Below are 25,906 nucleotides of genomic sequence, written 5' to 3'. Positions count from 1 at the left end.
GGTTGCATAAGTGGGAAGGTGACGACGTGCTCTTGAATGACGAAGTCAAAATGCTGAAGCAGGTTCCACTGTTTGCCGGGGTATCTCCGGCAAAGCTGAAACTGCTAGCCTTCACATCAGAGCGGGTGTCCTACCACGCCGGCGAGGTGTTGTTTCACCAAGGCGACGCAGGCGATGCGGCGTTTGTGCTGCTGGCTGGCCGTGCCGATGTAATCGTTGATGGCCCAACCGGGCCTATCAAAGTGGCTGACCTTGAAGAGAATGCTATCGTTGGCGAAATCGCCATTCTGTGTGACGTGGCCCGCACCGCCACGATCAAGGCCGCAACCCCGGTTGAGGCCCTGCGAATCAGCAAGGACAACTTTTTCAAACTGATGTCGGACTTCCCGGAAATGACCATCGAAGTCGTTCGCGTGCTGGCAGATCGTCTCAGCCAAACCACGGTAGAGCTGTCTGAGGCGCGCAGCCGGGTCGCCGCCCTCTCCAAGCGCTGATTAAAGCCCAAGTCAGGCGCGGGAAATGTCATGCTTTGGACAAAACCGCCCAGCATTCTGCACCCAAGCAGGCTTTTCTTTTCGACCTGCCCTGCAATCGGGCCTCGCATCTTGTCACGATGCTTCCTATCCTTCTGTATATCAGCGATCTGGGGAAGTCTGATCTTGGCGATGCGCGGCAATGAAAAAGCTTCTGGCCTGTTCCCACGGTACGGCAGCAGGCGGCTTTCGGGCGGGTCCGGCACATGACCGCGCAGCCGAAATTTCAGCTGAAGCTTTGGGGCGCACGCGGCGGCCTACCCGTCAGTGGCCCACAGTTTCAGAAGTTTGGTGGCAACACGATCTGCATCGAAATGCGCTGCGGCGAGCATGTAATCATGTTCGATGCAGGCAGCGGGGCCTTGGCGGCTGGGCAGGCCCTCGCCGCCGAAGGTTGCAAGGAGCTCACCCTCTACTTCACCCACAGCCATTACGACCATGTCTGCGGTCTGCCATTCTTCAAGCCGATGTATTGCGGCCAGTCACAGCTCAAGATGTGGTCTGGCCATATGGGGCCTGCGATGACCACCCGGCAGATGCTGTCGGAATTCATGCGCAAGCCGTTCTTCCCCATTGGGCCCGACTATTGCAGCGCCGGGATTGATGCGCGGGATTTCAGCGCGGGCGATGTGCTGACCCCCTACCCCGGCGTGACGATCCGCACCGGGATGCTTAATCATCCCGGCAATGCCGTGGGGTATCGGGTAGAATTTGGCGGTCGCTCGATTGCCATCATCACCGATACCGAACACGAACCCGGCACTTTGGACCCCAATGTTTTGCGCTTGATCGACAAGGTCGATTTGTTTCTCTACGACGCCACTTTCTTGGATGAAGAAATGGCGACCTTCAAAGGCTTTGGCCATTCATCGTGGCAGCAGGCGGTGCGGCTGGCGCAGGCGGCGGGCGCCAAGCAGGTCGGCTTCATTCATCACAGCTTCAACCGCACCGATGCTGAGTTGACCGCGATTGAGCGCGCCGCGAAACGCCAGTTCCCGGGCGCGTTCTGTGGGCGGGATCTTCAGGTTATTGAGGTTTGAAACCCCGCAGGGCGATGGCGGCTAACCATTTCCGCACACTGGCTCTGCTAACAGAAATGTCGCTTTTTTGTGACGCGAAAACCAGCTAAGAGCAACGTCTTTCCAAGATCATACTTCCCAGATCAGACGGCCAATGCGGAAAGAAGGAAAGTATCGTGCCCTACATTCCCGCCTCTCTCCGTGATTTTGTCGTCTATATCTGGACCGGCGACCCGCATGGCGAAGCCGTCCCCGCCCGCGTCATGGCCGAAATTGACCGCCGTGAGACCGCAGCCGAGCAGACAATCAGCTGGGCGCAGTTGAGCATCGTCGGATTCCTGACCCTGCTGTATTGGATAGCGCCCCGCGCCGAGGGCACTGCGGGCGAAAATTTCGTGCCGATGACACTGGCCGCCTATCTTGTGTTCACCCTGTTTCGGGTGTTTCTGTCGTATCGGATGGTGCTGCCCGGCTGGTATCTGATGCTGTCGATGGTGGTCGACGTCAGCCTGCTGTGCGGCATGATCTTTTCGTTTCACATTCAGTATCAGCAGCCGCCAGCCTTTTATCTCAAATCGCCGACGATGATTTATCTGTTCTTTTTCATCGCTTTGCGTGCACTGCGCTTTGATCCGCGCTATGTTTTCATGTCGGGGCTGATCGCGGCATCGGGTTGGGTGCTGATGGTGCTGTATGCACTGACCTATGACATGAACAACATGCATGTCACCCGCAACTATGTTGAATATCTGACCTCGAACACCATCCTGATCGGCGCCGAAATTGACAAGGTGATCACGATACTGGGGGTCACCCTGATTCTGACCTTCGCCTTGTTCCGGGCGCGTTCTGTGCTGTTTGACGCCATTCAAAGCCATGCCGCAGCCGAGGATCTCAGCCAGTTCTTCGCACCGGAAGTGGCCGATCTGATCACCCAATCCGCAGAAATGCCCGGTGCTGGCCAAGGCGAGGTCCGCGCGGCTGCCATCATGTTTGTAGATGTCCGCGGCTTTACGAAAACTGCGCTGACGCTGCCGCCGGAAACGGTGATGCGGATTTTGGCGCATTACCAGCAGATCACCCTGACCGAAATTGAGCAGCACAACGGCCAGATCGACAAGTTCATGGGCGATGGTATTCTGGTGACGTTCGGGGCGGTTCAGCAGGCTGAAACCTATGCAGCAGACGCCCTGCGTGCGGCATCAGCGGTGATTGCCGCTCTGGATGCGCGACAAGACGAGTTCGCCGCATTGGGCTGGCCGGGACGTTTTGCGACGGGCGTTGCGGTGGCATCAGGTGATGTGACGGTGGGAATTGTCGGCTCGCAAGGACGTTATGAGTTCACGGTGATCGGCCATGCCGTCAATCTGGCGTCGAAACTGGAAAGCGCCAACAAAGCCCAGCGCACGCGGGCTTTGACCGACGCCAGCACCCACAGCCGCGCCGAGGCGCAGGGCTATGTCAATCCCGGTGTATTGCGGCGCGATGGCGAAGGTGTGGCCGGGCTTGCGGCTCCCGTTGATCTTGTGGTTCTTGCCTAGGATGCAAACCTTTGCCCCTCCATCTTCCCAGCTGATCCGGTGCAAGCGTGTCGGGCGCTGACATGAACAAAGTTGCACAATCGCCACGCAGAGTGGCGCGGCGGTTGTGGCGACGTTCTCGGCCAAGCGTCGCACAGCTGCGGTTGTGGTCCGGGCTGGTGCTGTTTGCTTTTGCCACCACCCATTTGCTCAATCATGCGCTCGGGCTGGTTTCACTTGAGGCGATGCAGGCAGGGCAAGACCTGCGCCTGTTCATAACCCGCAGCCTGATCGGAACGCTGGTGCTCTGCCTCGCCGCTTTAGTGCATATGGGCTTGGGTATCGCGCATTTCGTGCGCCTACAGACATGGCGCATCGGCACCCGAGGCGTGGTGCAGCTTCTGTTTGGGCTGATGATCCCGATCCTGCTGATCCGGCATGTGCTTGGCACCCGTGGCGCGCATGAGCTGTTTGGCGTCACCGATAATTACACCTATGCCCTCTGGGCGATGTGGCCGGGCGAGGGTGTTCGACTGGCGCTGTTGGTGGCACTGGTTTGGATACATGGCTGTATTGGCATCCACATGTGGCTGTCGCCAAAGCCGTGGTATCGCCGCAACCTTTGGGCGATGAATGCACTGGCCGTACTGATCCCGTCACTGTCTTATGCGGGCTATGTCTCGGCGGGGCGGATACTTCAGTTGCGCGGCGGAGTCTCCAGTCCGTTCAACGCCGCGCAATACGCTGAGATGCAACAGAATTTCCTGCTCGGCTCCTACAGCTATTTTGCGATATTGGCGGCGGCGGTCGCGGGCTGGATACTGCTGCAGATGGGCAACAAAATGGGCGCGCGTATTCGGGTGCGCTATACCTTTGGCCCGACGATTTCAGCAGCGCGCGGGCTTTCGGTGCTGGAAATCAGCCAGATGAACCGCATCCCGCATGCCTCTGTCTGCGGCGGGCGGGCCCGTTGCTCGACTTGCCGGGTGCGGGTGCTGGAAGGGCTGGATCAGCTGCCCCCGGCATCGCTGACCGAGCAGCAGGTGCTGCGCCGCGTCGGTGCGCCTGCGAATGTCCGTCTGGCGTGCCAGTTGCGCCCGACCGCTGACCTTACCATCTCAACCCTGCTGCCCGCCAATCTCGAACCCGGTCAGTCCAACGGTTTTGACAAGTACCACTGGGGCATTGAAAGCGAGGTCACGCTGCTGTTCTGCGACCTGCGCGGCTTTACCAAAATGTCCGAAGGGCGCTTGTCTTTCGATGTGGTGTTCGTGCTGAACCAGTTTCTTGGCCGCATGGCCGAAGCGATCGAAGACAGTGGCGGTTTTGTCGACAAGTTCATGGGCGATGGCATCATGGCGATCTTTGGGATGGAGACGACGCCTGCTGAGGGCGCGCGCCAGGCCATTGCCGCCGCCCGCGCCATGGGCGGCGTGCTGGACAGTTTGAACCAAAGCCTGCACGAAGAACTCCGCGTGCCGCTGTCGATGGGCATCGGCATCCATTCCGGCCCCGCCATTCTGGGCCGCATCGGTGCCGCACATCGCACCGAGGCCGTCGCCCGCCTGACCGCCTTGGGTGAGACGGTGAACATCGCCAGCCGATTGGAACAAAAGACCAAGGATCTGAGCGTGCAAGTGGCAGTTTCAGCCTATGCGCTGGCGCTGTCAGGGCTTGCGACAACCGAAAAAACCCTGCCGCGAACCGTGGATATTCGCGGCCTCAGCCAGCCGTTGGATATCGTGGTGGCCGCCCGCGCGACAAGCCTGCCGCAACCGGAATAATCGCGCTATCGTCTGCGTCCATGCGATCCAGTGACACCTGCAACACCGCCAGAAATCGCTGCAAAAACCCACGCGCACCTTGGTGCGGATCAGCGTTTTCATCGCCAAACTCCACCGCAAGCGCACGGCACAGTGCCAACCTGTCCGCCGCAATCCAATGCGCAGCCAGTGGCCCCGCCACTTTGATCAGGTAAGCGTCGGCGATCAAATCGGCTAACGGCCAGGCGCTCATCTCCGCAAAATCCAGCCCATGCCGCCGCGCAAACTCCGCACCATCCCCCCCGGCTAATTCGACCAGAAACCCCGCATCCTTACCCACCGCCAACGCCCGCACCGCAACCGGCCAATCATGCACCAACCGCCGCTCCAGCACATTGGCCCGCCGTTGCGCCGCCAACAGCGCGCCAAGCGGCAGTGCCTCACCTTGCCGACCCTCCGCCCGATACACCGCCGAAATGCCGGGATCGGGCGGCACATCCTCCAGCAAGATCGTCTCGGCGCTGACCGCATCGACGCTGGCGCGAATGATCTTGAATGCAGCAGGAAACGCCACCAGCGACGGCAACGACAGATCGGTCAGCGCTCCATCCGCCGTGCGGGTGGTGGCATTGACATGCATATGCCCGCCGATATGCCAACGCAGCCCGGCACCGATCAACGCCTGCGCCACCTGTGGGCCGGGAGTGCGCCGCACAATCGCCGTGTCGCCAAACAACGCCCGCTCAGACCCTGCCACATCCTGAAACGGGTCCAGCACCGGATAATGCGAGACTGTGATCAAAGTCTTGCCCAAAGCCTGCGCCCGCGCGGTTACATCCCCGATCCAAGCCAACAAGAACGGCTTGACCCGCAGCAGTGCATTCCACCCGGCATCCGACGGCCCGATGAACGCCTTCTTGCGGGTCGCATCGGGCCGCCTCGCGCGCGGCTCGAACACATTGGCGTCGATCATCAACAACCACAGCCCCGGCTCTGGCTCCACCAGATAAGACGCATCCATCAGCCGCTGCGTCACCGAACCATCGGCGGAAACCGCCTCATACATCCGCGCCTCAGGCCGATCATCCAGCCCAAACGGGCTTTCCCAGTGCAGATATTCCGGCTGGCGAAACAGCCCAAACCGCGCCATCGGCAGCAGCGCCCCAGGCTGCCCGCCGCAGCGCATTGCAAGCGTCACAATCGCCCCGACCTCCGCCTGTTCCGCATCGCTCGTCACCATCACCGTCTGCCCCGGTGCGCTGACAAACCGCGTCGTCACATTCTTGCCATGCGGGCCATACAGATCATGGTTGCCGGGAATGACATAAAACCGCAGCCCATGCCGATGCTCAAATCCCTGCAGCACTTCAACCAAGCGGCGAATATTCTCCGCCTGCCCGTCGTCGGAATAATCCCCTGCCAGAACCACATGCCGCACCCCGGCAGCGGCGATCTTCTCCAGCGCGGCGCTCAGTGCCCCTGCCGTTTCATTGAACGCCCGCGCCGCGATCCGCGTATCTGCCCAACTGCGCAGCGCAAGCCGCGCGCCCTGCACCACAATCCCCGCCCCGCCGAAATCGCCGCCCGGATCGTGGAAATGCACGTCCGCCAGCACCGCAACCGCATGGGGTGCCATTCCTCAGGCCTTCACCACATGATCCGCCGCAATGCCATTCCGCGCGAACACGTTGCGGGTGTCGATGATCAGCCGCGACCATTGCGCCAGCCTCGCATAATCCAGCCCGTCATGGTCCGTTGCGATCAGCACCGCATCAAATCCGCCAACCGTGGCCTGATCCAGCGCCACCGACTTGCGCCCCATCAACGCGCCATAAGCCCGCGTCTTGGGAATCTCGGCCACGAACGGATCATGATAAGACGCCTGCCCACCGCGCTCCTCGATCAATTCGATCAGCTTCAGCGACGGGCTTTCGCGAATATCCGGCACGTTTTTCTTATAGGCCAGCCCAATGACCAGCACCTTCGAACGACTCAAAGCCAGCCCCAACCGCTGATCCAACGCCTCGGCCAGACGCGACACCACATGCCGCGGCATCCCCGAGTTGATCTCTCCCGCCAATTCGATAAACCGGGTGGGAATGTCATATTCCCGCGCTTTCCACGTCAGATAAAACGGGTCAATCGGGATGCAATGCCCGCCCAAACCGGGGCCGGGATAGAACGGCATATAGCCGAAGGGCTTGGTCTTGGCGGCCTCGATCACTTCCCAAACATCAACGCCCATCGCCTCGTAGATCACCTTCAGCTCATTCACCAAGGCGATATTCACCGCACGAAAAACGTTTTCAGTCAGCTTCACCGCCTCGGCAGTGGCGGTCGAAGAAACCGGAACCACGGTTTTCACCACCGCGCCATAGAAAGCCGCCACCAACTGCCCCGCGTCATCCCCATCGCCCGCCACCACCTTGGGAATGGTCGAGGTATCAAACGCGCGGTTGCCCGGATCTTCACGTTCCGGCGAAAACCCAAGGTAGAAATCCTGACCCGAAACCAGCCCGCCCGCCTCAAGAATACGCTTCACCGGGCCATCCGTCGTCCCCGGATAAGTGGTGGATTCCAGCACAATCACCTGCCCCGCACGCAACGTCTTGGCGATGTCGTCACAGGTCCGGGTGATGAAAGACAAATCCGGCTCGCGGTGCCGCGTCAACGGCGTCGGCACGCAGATCACGATCACATCGCACAAACCAAGCCCGGCGAAATCCGCCGTCGCCGTGAACCGCCCAGCCGCAACTTCGCTTGCCAGCACCGCATCCGGCACCGCCTCGATATAGCTTTTGCGGGCTTCAACGGCGGTGATTTTACCGGGGGCGGTATCAAACCCGGTCACCCGAAACCCCGCCCGCGCGGTGGTGATCGCCAGCGGCAGGCCGACGTAACCCAGACCGATCACCCCAACACGGGCGGCTCGGCTGGCGATATTTTCAAGAAGATCGGATAAGGGCACAGTCACTCCGCCACAGCTGAGGGTCATCTGGAAATGGGCCAGTTTGCCAATGCTGTCAAGGTTAGCGGCGGTGCAGGGGCGGGGGCGGTCGATTCCTGTCGCCCCGCACCAGCTTTGCGCTTACCCTTGGCGCAGACCTGCAAACCACTGGGAACATTAGCCGATGACGCCGCCCACCCGCCGCCTGCGGATCGCCTTTTACGCGCCTTTAAAGGCCCCGACGCATCCGGTGCCCTCTGGCGATCGCCTGATGGCGCAGCTGCTGGTCCGCTGCATGGAACAAGCAGGGCATCAGGTGGACCTGGCCTCAGACCTGCGCGCCTATATCGGCGACCCGCAAGTTCCCGCGGGCTGGGCCAAGCTGCGCGCCGATGCCGACCACGAGTCCAGCCGGATCAGCACCCTTTGGGCCGATCAGCCGCCCGATCTGTGGCTCTGCTACCACCCCTATTACAAAGCCCCCGACCTGCTTGGCCCCCGCCTTACCCGCCGTTTCGCGCTGCCCTATGTCACGGTCGAGGCCTCGCTCTCCGCGCGCCGCAACATCGGCATCTGGGCCGACATGCAGGCCCATGTCAGCGCGGCGGTGCAGCAAGCAAACCTGAACCTCTGCCTCACCGCCCGCGATATGAACGGCCTGCAAGATGCCACCCCCACTGCGCAACTAGCCCGGTTTCCGCCCTTCATCGAAACTGACGCTTTTTCTGCCAATCCCACCCCGCAACCCGGCCATCTGGTAACGGTCGCGATGATGCGCGCAGGCGACAAGGCCGACAGCTACCGTCGCCTCGCCGCAACGCTGCTCCTGCTGCCGCCCAACCTCCACTGGCATCTCACCGTCATCGGCGATGGCCCGCAGTGCGCCGAGGTGCAGGCGATGTTCGCAGACCTGCCCCCGGATCGTCTGACATGGCGGGGCCTGCAATCCCGCCCCGAAATCGCCGCGACCTTAGCCCACGCCTCAGCCTATATCTGGCCGGGCTGTGGCGAAGCCTACGGCCTCGCCTATCTTGAGGCGCAAGCCGCAGGCGTCCCCGTCATAGCGCAACGCACCGCCGGCGTGCCCGAAGTGGTGGCCGATGGCGAAACTGGCTTCCTGACCGAACCGGGCGACGATGGGGCTGCGGCGGCAACCATCCTCCGTCTGCTGAACGACCCTGCCCTGCAACACCGCATGGGCCATGCCGCCCGCCTACGCGTTCTGCGCGACCATTCCATCGCAGGCGCAGCCCTGCGCCTGAACACCCTGCTGCAAACCATAGTCGAGACCAGAGTATGACAGAATCCCTGATCCGCGCCCTCGATCTGTGCGCCGCCAACGGAACTCCCGCAAAACTATGGCTGCGCGACGACGACGCTATAACCCCCAGCGCAGAACTCGACCACCTGCTCTCCCTGACCGAAGCCGCAAACATCCCCGTCACCCTCGCCGTCATCCCCGCCCGGTCCGGCCCGGCACTGGCCAAACGACTGGACATCGCGAAAGGCATTTCCGTCGCCGTGCATGGCTGGTCGCACACCAACCACGCCCCGGCCTCAGAGAAAAAGCAAGAACTCGGCCCGCATCGCCCCGCCCCTCAGGTTTTGGACGAACTCGCGCGCGGGTTCGAACACCTTGCACACCTCCACCCCGGCCAATTCACTCCCGTCCTTGTGCCGCCGTGGAACCGCATCGCCCCGCAAGTCGTCGCGGGCCTTCCCGCCCTCGGCTTCAAAGCCCTTTCGGTCTACGGCCCCGAGGCCACCGCCGACCTGCCCCTCTACAACACCCATGTCGATGTGATCGACTGGCGCGGCAGCCGTTCCGGGCGACCCGATGCGGTGCTGATGGACGAAATCGCGCAAGCCATGGCCCGCAGTGATGCGCCGATTGGCCTGCTGACCCACCACCTTGTGCATGATGCGCAGGTCTGGGGATTTCTGGAACGGCTATTCGCCCTCACCGCCAACCATCCCGGCTGCCGCTGGGTCGGCCTGCCCCAGCTTATCGCCTCACCATGATTTCCAAGCGATCAGCAGGCCGCCCTCCGCCTGCGCCCGCAGAGCCTCCACCTCAGCCATAGCCGCACGGTCGGCCAGCACCCCCGCAACCAATGTCTGCGGCGCCACGCTGACCGCCCCACCCCGGGCCGCCAATGTGAACACCAGCGGCCCGGTTGACCACCACGCCGGGGCCTCCGGCAGCAGATCCAGCACCAGCGGCAACGCGACGTTCAACCGGTGCAGGGATGGATGGTCCGGCGGCACGGCAATAAACGAATTGCCCAACAGCAAACCGCCGAGGCCGGTCTGACGCGGCACCTCCTCGGCCCAAGCGGTCAGGCCGATCAACGGCAGCAGATCATGAAAGCTGATGTCATCCCGTGCCGGATACCAATCGCAATCCAAGTATATCCCGCCCTCCGCCGCCAAAATCGCATAGCGTGCCACATCCACCGCACCGGGATAATCCCCCCGCGCCAGCATCGCCGCATAAACAGGCTGATCCGGCAGACCCAAACGCGCCAGATCCGCCTCTTGCCACAGTCGATACTGATACCCCTGCAACCCTGCATGATACCGCCATGCCGCCACCCCAAGGGGGACAGGCAGGCTGCCAATCCAGATCTGATGGATCACCCGCGGCACAGGCCTGCGATTGACGATAGTGATCGCCTGCTGCTCGGCGGTGGAAAACCGAAACAGCGGCGCAAGCACCTCTGGCGGCGGCACCAGATGAAACTGATGCCCCGCCCGCGCGACAGGATCTCCCACCGCCTTCGCGAGATGCAGCCGCACCGCATGAAGCCTACGCGGCAGCCCCAACGCCGTCTGTGCGGGCAAGGACGCAATCTCGCTGTCCGCAGTCAGCGCATCCAAAATCACCGTCGCCGCAGCAAAGTCGCCCTTGGCGATCAAAGCTCTGGCGGCACTGATGCCATCGTTCATGCGTTGCTTGGCGCTCATGCTGCCCCCCTTCTTGGTGGCCCAGCGGTCCGGTCCATATCTCGGATCAACTGCCGACCCGAGAAGTAACCAAACTGCGGCTATAGCGCAACGCAGAGAGCTTTTGCGACCAAACGCGTCGGCACCCTGCTCTGTCGCATCAGACAATCTTTATCGGCGCAGCTAAGCTGCGACCTGCACACGCGCGCTTGCATATTCGTCAACCCACTGGGTTCAATACGCGCAGCACTCAACCATGCGCCTGCGTAAAATCTATGTCGCCGGACCGGATATAGAGCAGAAAGACATGCCCGCTGTGGTTCTTCTTCACAAGCCAATCCATCGCTTCGATCTCTGCGATAACTTGGCCGACCACGCCGCAGCCCATCGGGGGCTGATCGCAGGCCTCAGAAATCCAACCCCAGATCCAGCGTGCGCGCCGAATGGGTCAACGCCCCGACCGAGATATAATCAACCCCCGTCGCCGCAACTTCGGCGATGCGCGGCAGCGCCATATTGCCCGAGGCTTCCGTCACCAATCCCCCCGCCACCATTTCAACCGCTTGCCGTAGCGTGGCCGTGTCCATGTTATCGAGCAGCACCGCATCCGCGCCGCCAATCGCCAGCACCTCCGCCAGTTGCGCCAATGTATCCACCTCAATCTCAACCTTCATCATATGCGAGACGCTGGCCTTTGCCGCCGTCAGCACCGCGCGAATACCGCCAGCGGCTGCAATGTGATTGTCCTTGATCAGGATCGCATCCGACAGCCCGAAGCGATGGTTAAATCCGCCGCCGTGCAGCACGGCGGCCTTTTCCACCATCCGCAGCCCCGGCGTGGTCTTGCGGGTACAGGTGATGCGGGTTGCAGTGCCTGCAGCCTGCGCCACAAAAGCGGCGGTCAGCGTGGCAATGCCCGAAAGCCGCCCGGCAAAATTCAGCGCAATCCGCTCGCCCGACAGGATCGAAGCCGCAGCGCCCTCAATCTCCATCAGCAGATCACCGGGCGCGCAGGTGCTGCCATCGGGGCGGTGCAACGTCACCACCAGCGAGGGGTCCACCAGCCGGAACGCAATCGCTGCCAGTTGCATGCCTGAAACCACCCCCGCCTCGCGCGCGTTCAGCTTCGCGCGATAGCGTGTGCTGGCCGGGATCACCGCACGGCTGGTGACATCGCCATTCGGGCCAAGATCTTCGATCAAGGCCGCCCGCACCAAAGGTTCCAGCAGCAGATCGGGCAGCGGGGCAAATCCGGTCATTCTTGGGTCTCCGTTACAATCTGCCGCTGCGCCAACGCCTCGGCCAAGGTCAGGCGGCTGGGCTTCGCCAATGCGGGGTTAACCTGCGGAAAATCACGACGGCAATGCGCGCCCCGCGACTCCTCGCGCAGCAAGGCGGCAGCGGCGATCAGCGTGGCGGTGGCGGTCATGTTCAGTACCTGCGCATCCCCCGCTGCCAGCGCCTCCAGCGCCGCGATCCGGCGCAGTGCGGTCTGCAAGCCCGCAGCATCCCGCACAACGCCAACATGATCTGTCATCACCTGCCGCAGCTCTGCGATCAGATCAGCCATGGGCGATTCTGAGTCGGTCCGCCCACCCGCCACCAACGGCAACACCACCAGCGGAGCCTGCACCTCGCCCAACCCCTGCGCTATGTCCTGCGCGGCGCGGCGACCATAGACCAAAGCCTCCAGCAAGCCATTCGACGCCAGACGGTTCGCGCCATGCAACCCGGTGGCGCTGGCCTCACCACAAGCCCAAAGCCCGGCAAGGCTGGAGCGGCCTTCCTTGGAAACCGCAATGCCGCCCATATGGTAATGCGCTGCCGCCGCCACCGGGATCGGCTGCGTCACCGGATCAATCCCGCCGCGAAGGCAAGCCGCAGCCACCGCAGGAAAGCGCTCAACAATCTCGACCCCAAGCGCCGCCCGCGTGTCCAGCATCGGGCGGTGTCCAGCTTGGGTTTCGGCAAAGATCGCACGAGCCACCACATCACGCGGCGCAAGCTCAGCATCGGGATGCACCGCCTGCATGAACCGCAGGCCATCGCGGTTGATCAGCACCGCGCCTTCCCCCCGCAACGCCTCGGTCGCCAAGGGGGCGGGGTCTTCGCCCATATCAATCGCGGTGGGGTGAAACTGCACAAACTCGGCATCGGCAATCACCGCCCCGGCCCGCGCCGCCATGCCGATCACCTGCCCCCGGATGCGCGGCGGATTGGTGGTCAGCGCATAAAGCCCACCCGAGCCGCCACCCGCCAGCAGCACCGCCGCCCCGCACAACATCACCGGATCGCTCGCCCCATCCGCCGCAGCCACCCCCACGCCCGTCACCCGGCCATCCTGCACCTGCAAGCCCACCGCCATCACGCCTTCCAGCACCTGAACCGAGGGCGTCCGCGCCACTTCGGCAATCAGCGCTGCCATAATCTCGCGCCCCGCCTGATCACCCCGCACCCGCACCACCCGCGCCAGCCCATGGGCTGCCTCTCGGGACAGCACATAGCCGCCCTGCGCATCGCGATCAAACGGCGTGCCCAGCGCGGTCAGTTCCAGAATATGCGCCCGCGCCTCGGCTGTGACACTGGCCGCAACGTCGGCATCGACCGTGCCAGCCCCGGCGCGCACCGTATCGGCGGCATGGGCCTCTGGGCTGTCGGCCGCCGCCATCGCCGCCGCAATCCCGCCCTGCGCCCAAGCCGAACTCGCCCCTTGCCCCAAAGCCTCGGGTGAGATCATCACCACCGGATGCGGGGCCAAGTGCAGCGCCGCATAAAGCGCACCCAAGCCCGCGCCGACAATGATCACCCGCCCGGTATCGACAACAGGCATCTTCATCGGATTAGGCCGCAGCCCGGCTGATGTCGATCATCCGCTGCACAGCCACACGGGCGCGGGCGGAAATCTCTGGGTCCACCAGCACTTCGCCCGTCATGGAATGCAGCGCATAGAGGATCTTCTCCAGCGTGATCATCTTCATATAGGGGCACATGTTGCAGGGCTTGGCGAACTCCACCTCGGGCAATTCATCGGCAATATTCGCCGCCATCGAACATTCCGTCACCAGCATCGCGCGGGCGGGTTTGTGCTTGTGGACCCAATCAATGATGCCCTTGGTTGATCCGGTGAAATCCGCCTCGGTCACCACTTCGGGCGTACATTCGGGATGGGCGATGATCTTCATCTCGGGGTCATGTTCGCGGTAGGCGCGCAGATCAGCGGCTTGGTACAGCTCATGCACGATGCACGAGCCTTCCCACCACACCACCCGTTTATGCGTTAGCGCCGCGACATTGCGCGCAAGATACTGGTCGGGCGTCATGATCACCGTATCGCCCTCCATCGCGTTGACGATCTGCAACGCATTGGCCGAGGTGCAGCACACATCCGACGCCGCCTTCACCTCAGCCGTGGTGTTGACATAAGACACCACTGGCGCGCCTGGATACATCGCCCGCATTTCCGCCACGCCATCCGCCGTGATCGATTCCGCCAGCGAACAGCCCGCCGCCATATCCGGCATCAGCACGGTCTTGCTGGGGTTCATGATCTTTGAGGTTTCCGCCATGAAATGCACGCCGCATTGCACAATCACATCGGCCTCAACCTCACTCGCCTTGATCGCCAGTTGCAGGCTGTCGCCGACGAAATCCGCCACGCCATGATAAATCTCGGGCGTCATATAGTTATGGCCCAAGATCACCGCGTTGCGTTCCGCTTTCAGCCGATTGATTGCAATGACATAGGGCGCAAACATCGCCCAATCGGCCAAAGGCACCACGCGCGCCATCCGCGCGTAGATCGCCCGCGTCGCCTCGGCAGCGGCCATCGAGGGGGCAAGATCATAATGCGCCGCAAGCTCGGCGCGCTGGTCAAGAATATTGGGCAAGGTCGCTTTCCCGTACTTGGCTGCAAGACTGAACCCGTTTGGGTGCGAGGCTGGCTATAATACCTTTTGCGGACGACGCAAACCCTTCACAAATCGACGTTTTTTGACCTTTTGGTGAAATGCGTGGTTTGCGCCGCGCCGCACGCGGAAATCTTGCCTGCCTTGGTGGCCACAACCTAAGGTGCAGCCCACTGTACCGAGCGCCGCATCGCTTGCCTTACTGCGCCGCCACCAAACCTCGCCGCGCCACCACCTGCCTCGCCACTTCCCGCGCGATATGTTCGGCCCAGGTGATCACCTCTGGCACCCCCATCAACTCGCCCACCGCCGCCCGCGCGAGTGGCCCCGCCACCAGCAACGTCCCATCCGCAGCACCCGACACTGGCACCGCCTGCCCATTCGCCGCCGTCAGCAACCCCAAGCCCAGCGGATCGGGCTGCAACAGGCCCAACGCCGCCAGATCAGCCAGCGCAGGCACCGCAGCAATAATGCCACCATGCGCGGGCCCGGTCGCCAAAACCACCCGGTCCACCGCCAGCGCAAATCGCGTCCCATTGTGGCGGGCCTGCAAGCCTATCTTGACCGGGCTACCCGGAGTGGCCGAGACAATCCGCGCGCCCAAGCTGACCAACCGCCCTAGGCGCTGCATCTGCTGGTTCGCCTCATAGGTCTGCGGGGCAATGCGAAAGCGGTGAATATCCCACAGGGCGCGCAGATGCCGCAAAAACCGCCGCCGCTCAGGTTCCGGCAAAGCCGCCCAAATCACTGGCCCCTGCACGCGCAAACGGTCAAACACCGCATGCCAGGTCAGCCCCAACGCCTGATCCTGCGCCAAAGCCACGCGCACCTGCCGCAGCAACTGCAACGCCGTGCTTGCCAGAGTATGCGCGAAATCCGCCGTTGTTTCCGCCTGCACCGGCCCATGTGGCATCGACCGATAGCCATGCCGCGACAGCGCCGTGATCTGCCCGCGATGCCCCCGTCTATGCAGCGAGGCGACAATATCCGCCGAGGTCAGCCCATTGCCGACGATCAACACCCGTGCGTCTTCGGCCACGCCTGCCAGCGCGCCATCTGCAAACGGATCCGTGATCAGCGCCGGATCGCCCGCCAGCCCTGCCAATTCACGCGGCAAGCCTGCGTTCGGATGCGTCGCTGCCAGCACAACGATATCCGCCACAACCTTGCCACCATCCGACAGCCCCAGCGTATAACGATCCGTCCGCCCCACCGAGATCACCCGCGCCTGCACATGCCGCAACCGCCCCGCCCGCTGCAAAGGCGCAAGTTGCGCCGCGACATAGGTGCCAAACACCGCGCGGGGCGCAAAAATCTCGCCCGACAACCGAGCCGAATTCGCGGGCAAGCTGGGGGCTTCCGCCGTATGCAGCCAGCGCCGGAAATCCTCCGGGCGATCCGAGCGCAGGGTCATCTTGTGATCGGGCACGTTCAGGCGGTGATCGGGGTCGGGCGTGGCATAGGCCATGCCGCGCCCCAAATCGGCACGCGGTTCGATCACCACCACATCCGCTTCGGTCAGGCCGGCCAAATGATAAGCCACCGCCGCCCCGGACAAGCCGCCGCCGATGATGGCGACGGTTAGGGGATGCTGGCCGTGCAAGGTGCTCATTGTGCCGCCTGTAACTTCGGTTTGTGGTCCCCGGCGATGGTTTCGCCGAACGGCCCGGTGTTCACCACCAAATCCCGGCGCGGAATCGGATGGCCCAGCGGCAATTTTGGCAGCACCAATTCGCCAAAGCTATAGGCTTCTTCCAGATGCGGATAGCCCGAGAAGATGAAGCTATCGACGCCAATGCGACGGTATTCGTCGATGCGCTCGGCTACCGTATCGGCATCGCCGACCAGCGCGGTGCCAGCCCCGCCGCGCACAAGGCCGACGCCCGCCCACAGGTTCGGGCTGATTTCCAGCTTGTCGCGCCGCCCGCCATGCAGCGCTGTCATCCGGGCTTGGCCCACCGAATCCATCCGCGCGAACACCTTCTGCGCCTCGGCAATCGTCGCATCGTCCAGCTTGCTGATCAACCGATCCGCCGCCGCCCAAGCCTCGGCTGTCGTCTCGCGCACGATTACGTGCAGGCGGATGCCAAACGACACTTCGCGCCCCTCGGCCTCGGCATGACGCCGCATCACCGCAATCTTTTCGGCCACCTGTGCGGGGGGTTCGCCCCATGTCAGGTATTTGTCGATATGCTTGGCTCCGACCTTGAAGCCCTCATCCGACGAGCCGCCAAAATACAGCGGCGGATAGGGTTTTTGCGCCGGCGGATAGATCAGCCGCCCATCCGAGATTTGGAAGTGCTTGCCGGTATGCTCCACCGTTTCGCCGCGCAGCAACGCCCGATAAATCCCAAGGAATTCATCGGTGATGGCATAGCGTTCGCTGTGCGGCAGATTGATGCCATCGCCTTTGTTCTCCGCCGGATCGCCGCCAGTGACGATGTTGATCAACAACCGCCCGCCCGAAATCCGGTCCAGCGTCGCCGTCATCCGTGCCGCCAAGGTCGGCGATTGCAGGCCGGGGCGCACGGCAACCAGAAACCGCAAGCGTTCCGTCTGGGTGGCAAGCGCCGAAGCCACCACCCAGCTATCCTCGCAACTGCGGCCCGTGGGCAGCAAAGCACCGTAAAAGCCCAAGGAATCCGCCGCCTTCGCCACCTGCGTCAGATACGCCAGATCAACCGGACGCCCGCCTTCGGACGTGCCCAGATAGCGGCTTTCGCCATGTGTGGGGATGAACCACAGCACGTTGATTTTATTGGGAACAGACATATCAGCTCCACGCATGAAAGGGCGGGTTAACGCCGTTCAGGTAGTAGTTGCCAAGGATCGCGTATTTCCAGCGCACCGGGTCGTGCAGCGTGTGGGTGCGAGCGTTGCGCCAGTGGCGGTCCAGATTATGCTCGGCGAGGGTCGAGCGGGTGCCTGCCAGCTCAAACAGCTTATTGGTGGCGAGGATAGCGATTTCGGTCGACAGCACCTTTGCCTCAGCCGTGGCAATCTGCGCCTGTGCCACGGTTTCCGTCGTGGGGTTTGCCACAGCCACATCAATCGCCACGCTGGCAATATCCAGCAAAGCCGCCGCCGCGTTGGCGCGCAGGTTCAAATCGCCCACCGCCTGAATGGTGTAGGGGTCTTGGCTGGCGTGATCGAGGCCGGAATCGACCCAAGCCCGGCTGCGGTGCAGCACGAAATCTTTGGTGTCGGCAATCGCCGCCCGTGCGATGCCCAAGTCAACCGCAACCTGAATCACCTGAAAAATCGCGCCATCGGCGGAGGGCGCTTCGTATCCCTTGTAGCCCGGCACCAGATGGGTTTTCGGCACCTTTACGTTGTCGAGGATCACCGTCCCCGACAAAGTGGTGCGCTGGCCAAAGCTGGACCAATCGTCGATCACGCTCAGCCCCTCTGCCCCGCGATCAGCAATCGCATACCAGGCGCGGCCTTCATCATCCAAAGCCACAATCGGCACCAGATGCGCCAGCAGCGCGCCCGAGGAGTAGAACTTGCGGCCCGTCACCCGGACATGATCGCCCTCGTCGGTGAACTTGGTTTCAAAATCCACCGCGCGCTTGGACCCAAACTCAGAAAAAGCATTGCCAAACCGCGTACCCTTCAGCACTTCGCCAAACAGCAGCGCCTTTTGCGCAGGGTCAGACACAGTGTTGATCGCGGCCACCACGGCCAGATGGTTCTGCGGCACTTGGCCCAGTGACGGGTCAGCTTCCGAAATAATCGCAATCACCCGGTTCAGCGTCACATAAGACAGCCCCGGCCCACCGTATTCTTTCGGCACGTTGATCGACCACAACCCGGATTGCGAGAACGCATCCAACTGTTCCTGCGGCCAAATCCGGTTACGGTCACGATCCGACGCGCCCTTGGCGAACTCGGCTGCCAGCTTATGCGCCACCGCAATCGCTTCGGCATCGCTCTGGATAATGTGCGCATCCCCAACCGGGCGGGCAACCGGGGGAACTGGGGTTTTCAGAGGTTCATGTTTGGTCATGGTTCAAATCCTTACAGGTTGAGGGGTGCCGCCCAGATAAAGCGCGCGAATATCGGCGCGGGCGGCGAGGTCAGATGCAGGGCCATTCAGCACCGAGCGGCCATTTTCAATGACCGTGGCGTGATGGGCGTATTTCAGCGCGATGGCAGAGTTTTGCTCGGCCAGAAGGATGGTCAGGCCGGTTTCACGGTTCAGCCGGGCCAGGGTTTCAAAGATTTCGGCGACGACCATTGGGGCAAGCCCCATCGACGGCTCATCCAGCAAGAACACCTCGGGCCGCGCCATAAGTCCACGTCCGATGGCCGCCATTTGCTGCTCACCGCCCGAGGTCAGACCCGCGAGCGAATTGCGCCGCAGTTTCAGCTTAGGGAAAAGATCATAGACCTGCTCCAGCACTTGGACGATTTGGGCACGGTCCAGCCCCCGGCCAATCGCCCCGGTGGTCAGGTTTTCTTCAATGCTCAGCGTTTTGAAACAGCGCCGACCTTCCAGCACAGGCACCAGACCGTTGCGGATAGGGGCGTGCGGGGTGTCGGCGGTGACATCGCGGCCTTTGTAGCGGATGCGTCCGCCGGTAATCTGCCCACGCTCGGCGGGCAGCAGGTTAGAGGCGGCTTTCAGCAGCGTGGTTTTGCCCGCGCCGTTTGCGCCCAGAAGGGCCGTAATCTCACCCTTCGGCACCGTCAGGCTGACACCATGCAGGGCAGCGATGGCGCCGTTGTAGGCGGCATAGACGTGGTCAAATTCAAGAACAGGTTGCGACTTGGCAGATGTGGGCATGGCACCCTCCGGTCGGGATAGGGTGGCCCCGATGCAGGGCCACCCGTTTGGCTTATTGCGTCACCTTGTCGGCATCTTCCGAGGTGCGGATCGGCAGACCTTTTTCCGCCGCATAGGCTTCGGACGATTTGGTGATGATCGGGCGCAGCAGGGCCCAATCGGGGGCGATCCAGTCGGACACCACGTTCCACTTCTTGCCATCCCACTGCTGGAAGGTCACATAGCCCTCACCTTCGTGGTTGTCGTAGGTGACGTTGATCGAGTGAAAAAGGTTCTCAGCACCAAGCTCTTTCACCCGTGCGGGCGACAGTTGCAGATGCTCAAACCCCCAGCGCACTTCATCGCCGGTCAAGGTGCGGTTGCCGAATTTGGCCTGCGCAATCCGAATAGCTTCGACGTTCAGGATGCCGTTGACGATGCCAAGGTTATGATACACCGAGCCGATCCGGGATTTATCCGAAAGGTTGCCCTGCCCCGCGTCGTAGACCGTTTTGATGATGTCTTGCAGCACCGGATACTGGTTACCCGAGGCTTGGGTTGTGATTGCCGTATAGCCAATCGCCGCATCACCCGCTGGCAGCGCATCTTCTTCCGAGTTCGACCAGACATTGCCGATGATGTGATCCACCGGGAGGCCGTTGCGCTGCGCCGTGGTCAAAGCCACCGGATTCATCACGCCCCATCCGCGCAGCACGACATAATCGGGGGCTTCACGCCGAATTTGCAGCCATTGCGCACCTTGCTCATTGCCCGGATGCGGCACCTCGATCTGCACCACGGTAAAGCCATATTTCTCGGCCAAAAGGTCATAGATCGGGATGGTTTCCTTGCCATAAGGCGAGCCGTGATAGAGCACGACGATCTTCTTGCCCTTCAGCGATTCCAGCCCGCCCTCTTTGCTGGCAATGTAGTTCACGATGCCAGAGGTTTCGGAATAGGGGTTCAGCAGCAGCGGGAAAACGTAAGGGAATACCCGGCCATCGGTGGTGTCGGTGCGGCCATGGTTCACCGTGATCAGCGGCACTTTATCCGCCGTCACGCCATCAATCATCGCATAGGCGATCCCCACCGAAAGCGGGTTCCAGGCGGCGGTATCCGCGTGGCTTTTCTGGCGCTGATAACATTCAACACCCTTTTCCACCGCGTATTCAGTCTCGCATTCGTCCCAGACCAGCTTGACGCCGTTCACGCCGCCGTCGCGGGTGTTGATCAGCGTCATATAGTCGATAAAGCCGCCGAAGAACCCGGTGCCGCCCGCAGCATAGGGGCCGACACGGTAGGATTGCAGCGGGAAATACTGCTCATCCGCTTGGGCGGCATGGCCTGCGGCAAGGCTTGCCACGGTCAACGCCGTTATGGTGATACGTTTCAGGAAAGACATGGAAACTCCATAGGTTAAGGATCAGATGTTGCGCGCAAAGCGGCGATTTACGCGGGTTAGGATGGCCGCCAGCCCGTTCGGCTCGGCGATCAGAAAAGCGATGATGAGGGCGCCAAGGATGATGCGCTGCACCAGCTCCAACACGCCGGAGTCGATCATGCCGCCAAAGGCCAAGGCCGACAGCCGCGACAGCAGCAGCGGGAACACCACGATCAGCCCCGCACCAAGGAAAGCACCGCGCAAGGTCGCCAAGCCGCCGATGATGATGATGAACAGCACGTCGAAGGACCGGTCGAGATCGAAGCCCGCAGGCTCCACCGTGCGCAGATAGGTGAAGGCCCACAGAAACCCCGCCACCCCGATGATGGCCGAGGATACCGCAAAGGCCACCAGCTTGGTTTTCAACACCGGCACGCCGATGATTTGGGCGGCGGTCTCGTTGTCGCGGATGGCGATCAGGTCGTTGCCCAAGGGGCCGTGGGTGAAAGCCCAGACGCCAAGGGTGATCAAGGTGACAAGGGAAAGCGCCAGCAGATCGCGCGCGGTGGTGCTGTCAAAGCTGTAGCCAAGCCACGACAGCGACGGGGCCGAGATCACGCCCGAGGGGCTATAGTTGGAAAACCAGCCAAACTTGGTCAGCGCCCATTGCACGAAGAATTGGGCGGCAAGGGTGGATACCGCCAGATAGAATCCACGCAGGCGCAGGCTGGGCAAGCCAAACACCAGACCCACCGCGGCCGCCGTCAAGGCAGAAAGCAGGATGGTAAGGGGCAGCGGCAGCGCCAGCCGCAACTGGATGTTATAGGCCGCAAACGCTCCCACCGCCATGAACGCCGCCGAGCCCAGCGACACTTGGCCGCCGTATCCGGTCAGCAGGTTCAGCCCCACGCCCGCCAAAGCCAAGGCGAGGAACGGCAGCAAAATCGCCTCCAACACATAGACCGGGGCGAAGGCAGGCACGCCGATGAAGGCTACCAGCAGCACAGCGGCTAACGGCCAATGCCGCAGGTAGGTTGTTGTCGCGGGCCGCACGGATATAGCCCGCCATCTCGGCCTTTTCGGTGGCGGTCATCCGGCCATCGGCTCGTCCAGCAGCAGCAATTTAGGACGGGCGACCAACGCGCGGGCCAACTCAACCCGCTTTTGCAGCCCATAAGACAGGGTCGAAACCGTGCGATCCAGATGCGCGGTCAGATCCAAACGCGCCGCGATTTCAGACACTTGATCTGCAATCGCGCGGTTCTCCGCGCGTGCATCGGGCAGCCGCAACACCTGCGACAACGCCCACGCCTTGCGCTGAAAGGTCAGGCCAGCGGCTATGTTGGCCGCCACCGACAGGCTGGGGAACAGCGCAAGGTTCTGGAAGGTGCGCGCAACGCCAAGGCCCGCCAAGGCCTGCGGCGGCACATGTTCAAACACTCGGCTCCCCAGCACCAGACTGCCGCTATCCGCTTGATACAGCCCCGAAATCACGTTCAGAACCGAGGATTTCCCCGCCCCGTTCGGCCCGATCACCGCGCGAATCTCGCCCTTTGCGACCTGAAACGACACCTCACGCAAGGCATGGATGCCGCCGAAAGACAGGCTGATCCGGCTGAGCGCCAAGGCATAGGCGGGGTGCAGGGTTGTGGGGACTGCGCGTGCAGGCGCAATCCGGCGCAGAACGGCGCTGGTCATGGCAGTCTTCCTCAGAGGTTGGGGGGGGTGGGGCCTATTCGGCCGCCACCTTTTGCGCGCGGTCGGCTTCCAACTGGCGCACCAGCGGGATGACGTGCTTGCCGAAGAACTCGACTTCCTCTTGGAAGTGCAGAAAGCCCAGCAGAATCAGATCGGCCCCGGCGTCTTTCAAAGCGATGATACGCGCGGCAATCTGTTCCGGCGTGCCGATCAGGTTGGATCGGAAACCGTCATTGTATTGCACGAGATCTTCCAGCGTCGATTTCGCCCAGTTGCCCTCGCCTTCGGGGCTGGCCTTGCCGGCGTTCTTCACCTCATGCGCGAAGCCTTTGACGGCCTCTGGGTTTGCTTTGGCGACAATCTCATCCAGCACCGTGCGGGCCTCTGCCTCAGTAGCCCGTGCGATGGCAAAGGCGTTCACCCCCACCTTGACGCGCCGCCCCTCGGCATCCGCCTTGCCGCGAATATCGTCGACCTGCGCCGCCAGCCCTTCCGGCGTGTTGCCGTTGGTGAAATACCAATCCGATACCCTAGCTGCCATATCACGCGCGGCGCGGCTGGAGCCGCCTTGGAAAATTTCGGGCTGCGGATCGGCGGGCTTGGGCTTCATCGTGTAGTTGTTGAAGCGGTAGAAATCGCCCTTGAAGGTGAAATCATCCTGCCCCCAAATCCCCCGCAAAGCCCGGATGAATTCTTCGGACCGGCGGTAGCGTTCGTCGTGATCCAGCCACGGCTCGCCAATCGCGTAGAACTCGCCGCGGAACCAGCCCGACACCACGTTGATCGCGATGCGACCCTTGGTCAGCTGGCTGATGGTGGCGATTTGTTTGGCGGCCACCGCCGGATTCCACGGGCCGGGCAACAGCGCCGCAATCACCTTCAGCTTTTCCGTCGCGGCCAGCAGAGCATGGCTGAACGCCACAGGTTCGTGTTGATTATCAGCACCATAGCCCGCGGTAAACCGGATCTGGCTCAGCGCATAATCAAACCCCGCCGCCTCGGCGATCTGCGCCAGCTTGCGGTTATAATCAATGTCCCAGCTGGTGCGCTGTTCTATGTTGGAAATCACTAGGCCGCCCGAGACGTTGGGCACCCAATAGGCGAATTTGACGGGATCGGTGGTCATTTCAGCGTCCTTTTCGGGGGTTATTCGGCAGCTTGCGCGGGGCGCAAAGCCTGCGGGAAATGCAGATCAAACTGGGCCACGGCGCGCTCCAACCGGGTCAGGGCGGCAGGGGCGGCCAACGCGCCATCGGCGAAATCTTTGTCCGAAACATGCACGGCCGTCGGCAGGCTGTGCGTCTCAAAGAACGCGAACAGCGGGCGCAGCTGGTGCTCCACCGCCAAAGCGTGCTTCTCGCCGCCACCGGTGGCCGCGATCAGGATCGGTTTTCCGATCAGCGACAACGGGTCCAGCAGGTCGATCAGGTGCTTGAACAAGCCGGGGTAGCTGGCTTTGTAGATCGGAGTAGCGACGATCAAAGCGTCAGCCGCGACGAGACGCTCGATCAGAGCCTGACCCGCCGCATCCAGATCCGTCAACCGACGGGCACGGCCAAGCTGGTCGCCGAAGTCATTGACCTCAATCACCTCGGCGGTCGCGCCCAGCCGGTCAGCAGCCAGATTGACGGCGGTTTGCACCAAAGCGCGCGTCTTTGACGGAGTGGTGATATTGCCGGACAGACCGACCAGTTTCAGAGTGGGCATCAGCAGCATCCTAAACACGATAAAGTTGCTAGACTTTAAGCGCGCTGTCGCTGAACCTCCATTTCAAAGAAGATGACGACTTTAGAAGGATCATCCCAAAACCCGACGCTTGGCGGCAGGTTCGTGCTGTTTGGGCAAAAACTGGCCTAAAGCGGCAGCCGTTTGAACACCGTCTTCAGCATCAGATAAAAGTCAAACCGCAGATTGCGCCGCCGCTGGTAGATCAAATCCAGCTTGGCCTTGCGCGGCACACACGCCCGCGCATAGACCGCGTCGGTTTCCGCCGCCGTCTTGCAGCGCGTCAGCAGCAGTTCCTCATGCCGGTGATAGACAATCGTCGCAAGCCCGGTGATACCGGGGCGCGATTTCAGCACCTGCGCGTAAATTTCAGGGAAGCGTTCCACATATTCCCGCAACGGCGGCCGCGGCCCGACAAAGCTGATATCGCCCTTCAGCACGTTCCAAAGCTGCGGCAATTCATCCAAGCGCGAGCGGCGGATAAACCGCCCGGTCCGGGTGATCCGGCTGGATTTATCGCCGCCCGAAACCCCCATCTCGGCAGGCCGCACCGTCATGCTGCGGAACTTCGCCAGCTTGAAGCTTTGCGTCGGGGTTTTCATTCGCTCGGCCCAATAGATCACCGGGCGGCCATCCATGATCAAGATCGCCAGCGCCGTCAGCAGCCCCAAAGGCAGCAAGGGCACTGCCAGCACCAGCACCGCCAGCACATCCAGAAAGCGCTTCATCGGCGTCATTGCGGCCCTCGGGCGGTGTGCCATTCCGCCACCATGACGGCGGCATCGGATTGATTTTCGGTAAAGTGGTAATGCTGCGCCAGCAGGCTGCAATCAAGCACTATGCGCTGATAGGCAGTTGTCGGGGCGGGCTGATAGTGCCACTCCGCCCCAGCCGCCTGCGCCAGATCGGCCATCGCCACCGGATTGGGCGCGCCAAGGTTCAGTACGGGCGGCAGGTCTTGCCCCAACATCTGCGCCAAGACATCCGCCAAGCTGATCGGCCCGATATAGCTGCGCACTGGCCCCGTACCATCTGCGAAAGCGTCAATCTTGGTCGGTTGACCGGGCTGTATCCCCGCCAGCAAAGCATCTGCCCCCGCCACATTGCCAATGCGCAAAGCCGTGATCGCCAGCCCGCGCGCGCGCCAGCGCTCCGCCACCGCCTCAGCCTCCAGCTTGGCGCGGCCATAACCGTTCACCGGATGGGTCGGCGTATCTTCACGGCAGGCCTGCCCGCGACTCACCCCATAAACCGCCGAGGACGAGGCCAGCAAAACCTGCCCGATCCCTGCCTGCACCGCCGCCGCACAGCAAGCCTCGGCGAGTTGCGCATTCAACCCCAACTCGCCGCGCACCGCCCCCGCCAGCACGATCATCGCCCGAAACCGCTCCGGCTCGAGCGAAGCACCTGAAAGCGGATGCCACTCCACCTGTGGCAAATCCCCCGCGAGGCCAACCCCGCGATGCTGCAAGGTCGGAGCCAGACCGCCCAGCGCCCAAGCCCGCGTGATAAGCCGCCCCACCCGCCCGCTTGCGCCCACGACCAGCGTTTGATTGATCTCGTTCAACATGCCGCCCGTTATAAAGGATTTGCCCCGTTGAGCTAGAGTTCTGAGACAGTGTGACGATGGATAGGGCAGATGCCTCCGGCGGGGATATTTAAGCGCAGAGGATGACCAAGAAGAAAGGGGGGGGCAACCGT

The 25,906-nt window shown here is 62.3% G+C and carries 24 protein-coding genes; 6 read left to right on the top strand and 18 right to left on the bottom strand.

All coding sequences use genetic code 11. From position 1 onward, the window contains the following. The first annotated feature begins 50 nt into the window (after positions 1-50). The 4 genes from ACS5RD_RS03745 to ACS5RD_RS03730 all read left to right on the top strand — a co-directional run bounded on the left by ACS5RD_RS03745 (position 51) and on the right by ACS5RD_RS03730 (position 4,856). On the top strand, positions 51-494 hold the full coding sequence (locus tag ACS5RD_RS03745; protein ID WP_489930055.1) for a Crp/Fnr family transcriptional regulator: 444 nt from the start codon (positions 51-53) through the stop codon (positions 492-494). A gap of 245 nt (positions 495-739) precedes the next feature. Continuing rightward, on the top strand, positions 740-1,573 hold the full coding sequence (locus ACS5RD_RS03740; RefSeq protein WP_489930054.1) for an MBL fold metallo-hydrolase: 834 nt from the start codon (positions 740-742) through the stop codon (positions 1,571-1,573). A 155-nt stretch (positions 1,574-1,728) separates the two neighbouring features. Continuing rightward, on the top strand, positions 1,729-3,093 hold the full coding sequence (locus ACS5RD_RS03735; protein ID WP_489930053.1) for an adenylate/guanylate cyclase domain-containing protein: 1,365 nt from the start codon (positions 1,729-1,731) through the stop codon (positions 3,091-3,093). A gap of 62 nt (positions 3,094-3,155) precedes the next feature. Beyond that, a complete protein-coding gene (locus tag ACS5RD_RS03730) occupies positions 3,156-4,856 on the top strand; it encodes an adenylate/guanylate cyclase domain-containing protein (RefSeq protein WP_489930052.1) in 1,701 nt (566 codons plus the stop codon). Here ACS5RD_RS03730 and ACS5RD_RS03725 read toward each other — a convergent pair. Both ACS5RD_RS03725 and ACS5RD_RS03720 read right to left on the bottom strand, forming a co-directional pair. Beyond that, a complete protein-coding gene (locus ACS5RD_RS03725; RefSeq protein ID WP_489930051.1) occupies positions 4,795-6,471 on the bottom strand; it encodes a metallophosphoesterase family protein in 1,677 nt (558 codons plus the stop codon). The genes ACS5RD_RS03730 and ACS5RD_RS03725 overlap by 62 nt on opposite strands. 3 nt (positions 6,472-6,474) lie before the next feature. Next, positions 6,475-7,803 carry a nucleotide sugar dehydrogenase gene (locus ACS5RD_RS03720; protein ID WP_489930050.1) on the bottom strand — a complete coding sequence of 443 codons (1,329 nt, stop codon included), beginning with the start codon at positions 7,801-7,803 and terminating at the stop codon, positions 6,475-6,477. A 163-nt stretch (positions 7,804-7,966) separates the two neighbouring features. On the opposite strand from ACS5RD_RS03720, the gene ACS5RD_RS03715 reads away from it, so the two are divergent. Further along, complete coding sequence (locus ACS5RD_RS03715) at positions 7,967-9,082, top strand: glycosyltransferase family 4 protein (RefSeq protein ID WP_489930049.1); 1,116 nt, start codon at positions 7,967-7,969, stop codon at positions 9,080-9,082. Next, a complete protein-coding gene (locus ACS5RD_RS03710; protein ID WP_489930048.1) occupies positions 9,079-9,804 on the top strand; it encodes a polysaccharide deacetylase family protein in 726 nt (241 codons plus the stop codon). Before ACS5RD_RS03715 ends, ACS5RD_RS03710 begins: the two co-directional genes overlap by 4 nt. Here ACS5RD_RS03710 and ACS5RD_RS03705 read toward each other — a convergent pair. From ACS5RD_RS03705 to ACS5RD_RS03630, 16 genes are all read right to left on the bottom strand, one after another. Further along, positions 9,796-10,749: a glycosyltransferase gene (locus ACS5RD_RS03705; RefSeq protein ID WP_489930047.1), complete on the bottom strand. Its 954-nt coding sequence runs from the start codon at positions 10,747-10,749 to the stop codon at positions 9,796-9,798. The two genes, ACS5RD_RS03710 and ACS5RD_RS03705, sit on opposite strands and share 9 nt — an antisense overlap. A gap of 229 nt (positions 10,750-10,978) precedes the next feature. Further along, positions 10,979-11,116: a hypothetical protein gene (locus ACS5RD_RS03700; protein WP_489930046.1), complete on the bottom strand. Its 138-nt coding sequence runs from the start codon at positions 11,114-11,116 to the stop codon at positions 10,979-10,981. Between the two features lie 19 nt (positions 11,117-11,135). Next, positions 11,136-11,987, bottom strand: a complete 852-nt coding sequence (nadC, locus tag ACS5RD_RS03695) for a carboxylating nicotinate-nucleotide diphosphorylase (protein WP_489930045.1) — start codon at positions 11,985-11,987, stop codon at positions 11,136-11,138. Then, on the bottom strand, positions 11,984-13,558 hold the full coding sequence (locus ACS5RD_RS03690) for an L-aspartate oxidase (protein WP_489931326.1): 1,575 nt from the start codon (positions 13,556-13,558) through the stop codon (positions 11,984-11,986). The genes nadC and ACS5RD_RS03690 overlap by 4 nt, the downstream gene beginning before the upstream one ends. A 10-nt stretch (positions 13,559-13,568) precedes the next feature. After that, a complete protein-coding gene (gene nadA / locus ACS5RD_RS03685) occupies positions 13,569-14,555 on the bottom strand; it encodes a quinolinate synthase NadA (protein ID WP_489931325.1) in 987 nt (328 codons plus the stop codon). A gap of 277 nt (positions 14,556-14,832) precedes the next feature. Then, the gene (locus tag ACS5RD_RS03680; protein ID WP_489930044.1) at positions 14,833-16,245 is read right to left on the bottom strand and encodes an FAD/NAD(P)-binding protein; all 1,413 of its coding nucleotides are present in this window, start codon (positions 16,243-16,245) and stop codon (positions 14,833-14,835) included. After that, positions 16,242-17,405 carry an FMNH2-dependent alkanesulfonate monooxygenase gene (gene ssuD, locus ACS5RD_RS03675; protein ID WP_489930043.1) on the bottom strand — a complete coding sequence of 388 codons (1,164 nt, stop codon included), beginning with the start codon at positions 17,403-17,405 and terminating at the stop codon, positions 16,242-16,244. Before ssuD ends, ACS5RD_RS03680 begins: the two co-directional genes overlap by 4 nt. Position 17,406: 1 nt before the next feature. After that, positions 17,407-18,642, bottom strand: coding sequence for an SfnB family sulfur acquisition oxidoreductase (locus ACS5RD_RS03670; RefSeq protein ID WP_489930042.1), 1,236 nt, complete (start codon positions 18,640-18,642; stop codon positions 17,407-17,409). Between the two features lie 3 nt (positions 18,643-18,645). Continuing rightward, positions 18,646-19,422: an ABC transporter ATP-binding protein gene (locus ACS5RD_RS03665; protein ID WP_489930041.1), complete on the bottom strand. Its 777-nt coding sequence runs from the start codon at positions 19,420-19,422 to the stop codon at positions 18,646-18,648. A gap of 52 nt (positions 19,423-19,474) precedes the next feature. After that, positions 19,475-20,803: an ABC transporter substrate-binding protein gene (locus ACS5RD_RS03660; protein ID WP_489930040.1), complete on the bottom strand. Its 1,329-nt coding sequence runs from the start codon at positions 20,801-20,803 to the stop codon at positions 19,475-19,477. A gap of 21 nt (positions 20,804-20,824) precedes the next feature. After that, entirely contained in the window at positions 20,825-21,835 is a 1,011-nt protein-coding gene (locus ACS5RD_RS03655) for a branched-chain amino acid ABC transporter permease (RefSeq protein WP_489930039.1), read from the bottom strand. Positions 21,836-21,871: 36 nt separating this feature from the next. After that, positions 21,872-22,480 (bottom strand): ABC transporter ATP-binding protein, encoded by a 609-nt coding sequence (locus ACS5RD_RS03650; RefSeq protein WP_489930038.1) that lies wholly within the window; start codon positions 22,478-22,480, stop codon positions 21,872-21,874. 34 nt (positions 22,481-22,514) lie between these two features. Further along, positions 22,515-23,606 carry a dimethylsulfone monooxygenase SfnG gene (gene sfnG / locus ACS5RD_RS03645; protein ID WP_489930037.1) on the bottom strand — a complete coding sequence of 364 codons (1,092 nt, stop codon included), beginning with the start codon at positions 23,604-23,606 and terminating at the stop codon, positions 22,515-22,517. Positions 23,607-23,626: 20 nt separating this feature from the next. After that, positions 23,627-24,187 carry an NAD(P)H-dependent oxidoreductase gene (locus tag ACS5RD_RS03640; protein ID WP_489930036.1) on the bottom strand — a complete coding sequence of 187 codons (561 nt, stop codon included), beginning with the start codon at positions 24,185-24,187 and terminating at the stop codon, positions 23,627-23,629. A gap of 146 nt (positions 24,188-24,333) precedes the next feature. Beyond that, positions 24,334-24,942: a sugar transferase gene (locus ACS5RD_RS03635; RefSeq protein ID WP_489930035.1), complete on the bottom strand. Its 609-nt coding sequence runs from the start codon at positions 24,940-24,942 to the stop codon at positions 24,334-24,336. Further along, positions 24,939-25,775 carry an NAD-dependent epimerase/dehydratase family protein gene (locus ACS5RD_RS03630; protein WP_489930034.1) on the bottom strand — a complete coding sequence of 279 codons (837 nt, stop codon included), beginning with the start codon at positions 25,773-25,775 and terminating at the stop codon, positions 24,939-24,941. The genes ACS5RD_RS03635 and ACS5RD_RS03630 overlap by 4 nt, the downstream gene beginning before the upstream one ends. Positions 25,776-25,906 lie beyond the last annotated feature (131 nt).

The organism is Cypionkella sp. PAMC25878, from assembly GCF_058135695.1.
Note: the sequence above shows the minus strand (reverse complement) of the source record. Positions and strands in the feature narration are given on the sequence as shown.

Excerpts from the sequence above, each read along its gene's own strand:
- ACS5RD_RS03715 (WP_489930049.1), top strand. The coding sequence starts at position 7,967 with ATGACGCCGCCCACCCGCCGCCTGCGGATCGCCTTTTACGCGCCTTTA.
- ACS5RD_RS03705 (WP_489930047.1), bottom strand. The coding sequence starts at position 10,749 with ATGAGCGCCAAGCAACGCATGAACGATGGCATCAGTGCCGCCAGAGCT.
- ACS5RD_RS03665 (WP_489930041.1), bottom strand. The coding sequence starts at position 19,422 with ATGCCCACATCTGCCAAGTCGCAACCTGTTCTTGAATTTGACCACGTC.
- ACS5RD_RS03710 (WP_489930048.1), top strand. The coding sequence starts at position 9,079 with ATGACAGAATCCCTGATCCGCGCCCTCGATCTGTGCGCCGCCAACGGA.
- nadA (WP_489931325.1), bottom strand. The coding sequence starts at position 14,555 with ATGGCCGCTGCCGAGGCGACGCGGGCGATCTACGCGCGGATGGCGCGC.
- ACS5RD_RS03630 (WP_489930034.1), bottom strand. The coding sequence starts at position 25,775 with ATGTTGAACGAGATCAATCAAACGCTGGTCGTGGGCGCAAGCGGGCGG.
- ACS5RD_RS03640 (WP_489930036.1), bottom strand. The coding sequence starts at position 24,187 with ATGCCCACTCTGAAACTGGTCGGTCTGTCCGGCAATATCACCACTCCG.
- ACS5RD_RS03680 (WP_489930044.1), bottom strand. The coding sequence starts at position 16,245 with ATGAGCACCTTGCACGGCCAGCATCCCCTAACCGTCGCCATCATCGGC.
- ACS5RD_RS03745 (WP_489930055.1), top strand. The coding sequence starts at position 51 with ATGCTGAAGCAGGTTCCACTGTTTGCCGGGGTATCTCCGGCAAAGCTG.
- ACS5RD_RS03700 (WP_489930046.1), bottom strand. The coding sequence starts at position 11,116 with ATGGGCTGCGGCGTGGTCGGCCAAGTTATCGCAGAGATCGAAGCGATG.
- ssuD (WP_489930043.1), bottom strand. The coding sequence starts at position 17,405 with ATGTCTGTTCCCAATAAAATCAACGTGCTGTGGTTCATCCCCACACAT.
- sfnG (WP_489930037.1), bottom strand. The coding sequence starts at position 23,606 with ATGACCACCGATCCCGTCAAATTCGCCTATTGGGTGCCCAACGTCTCG.
- ACS5RD_RS03740 (WP_489930054.1), top strand. The coding sequence starts at position 740 with ATGACCGCGCAGCCGAAATTTCAGCTGAAGCTTTGGGGCGCACGCGGC.
- ACS5RD_RS03690 (WP_489931326.1), bottom strand. The coding sequence starts at position 13,558 with ATGCCTGTTGTCGATACCGGGCGGGTGATCATTGTCGGCGCGGGCTTG.
- ACS5RD_RS03650 (WP_489930038.1), bottom strand. The coding sequence starts at position 22,480 with ATGACCAGCGCCGTTCTGCGCCGGATTGCGCCTGCACGCGCAGTCCCC.
- ACS5RD_RS03725 (WP_489930051.1), bottom strand. The coding sequence starts at position 6,471 with ATGGCACCCCATGCGGTTGCGGTGCTGGCGGACGTGCATTTCCACGAT.
- ACS5RD_RS03670 (WP_489930042.1), bottom strand. The coding sequence starts at position 18,642 with ATGACCAAACATGAACCTCTGAAAACCCCAGTTCCCCCGGTTGCCCGC.
- ACS5RD_RS03660 (WP_489930040.1), bottom strand. The coding sequence starts at position 20,803 with ATGTCTTTCCTGAAACGTATCACCATAACGGCGTTGACCGTGGCAAGC.
- ACS5RD_RS03730 (WP_489930052.1), top strand. The coding sequence starts at position 3,156 with ATGAACAAAGTTGCACAATCGCCACGCAGAGTGGCGCGGCGGTTGTGG.
- ACS5RD_RS03635 (WP_489930035.1), bottom strand. The coding sequence starts at position 24,942 with ATGACGCCGATGAAGCGCTTTCTGGATGTGCTGGCGGTGCTGGTGCTG.
- nadC (WP_489930045.1), bottom strand. The coding sequence starts at position 11,987 with ATGACCGGATTTGCCCCGCTGCCCGATCTGCTGCTGGAACCTTTGGTG.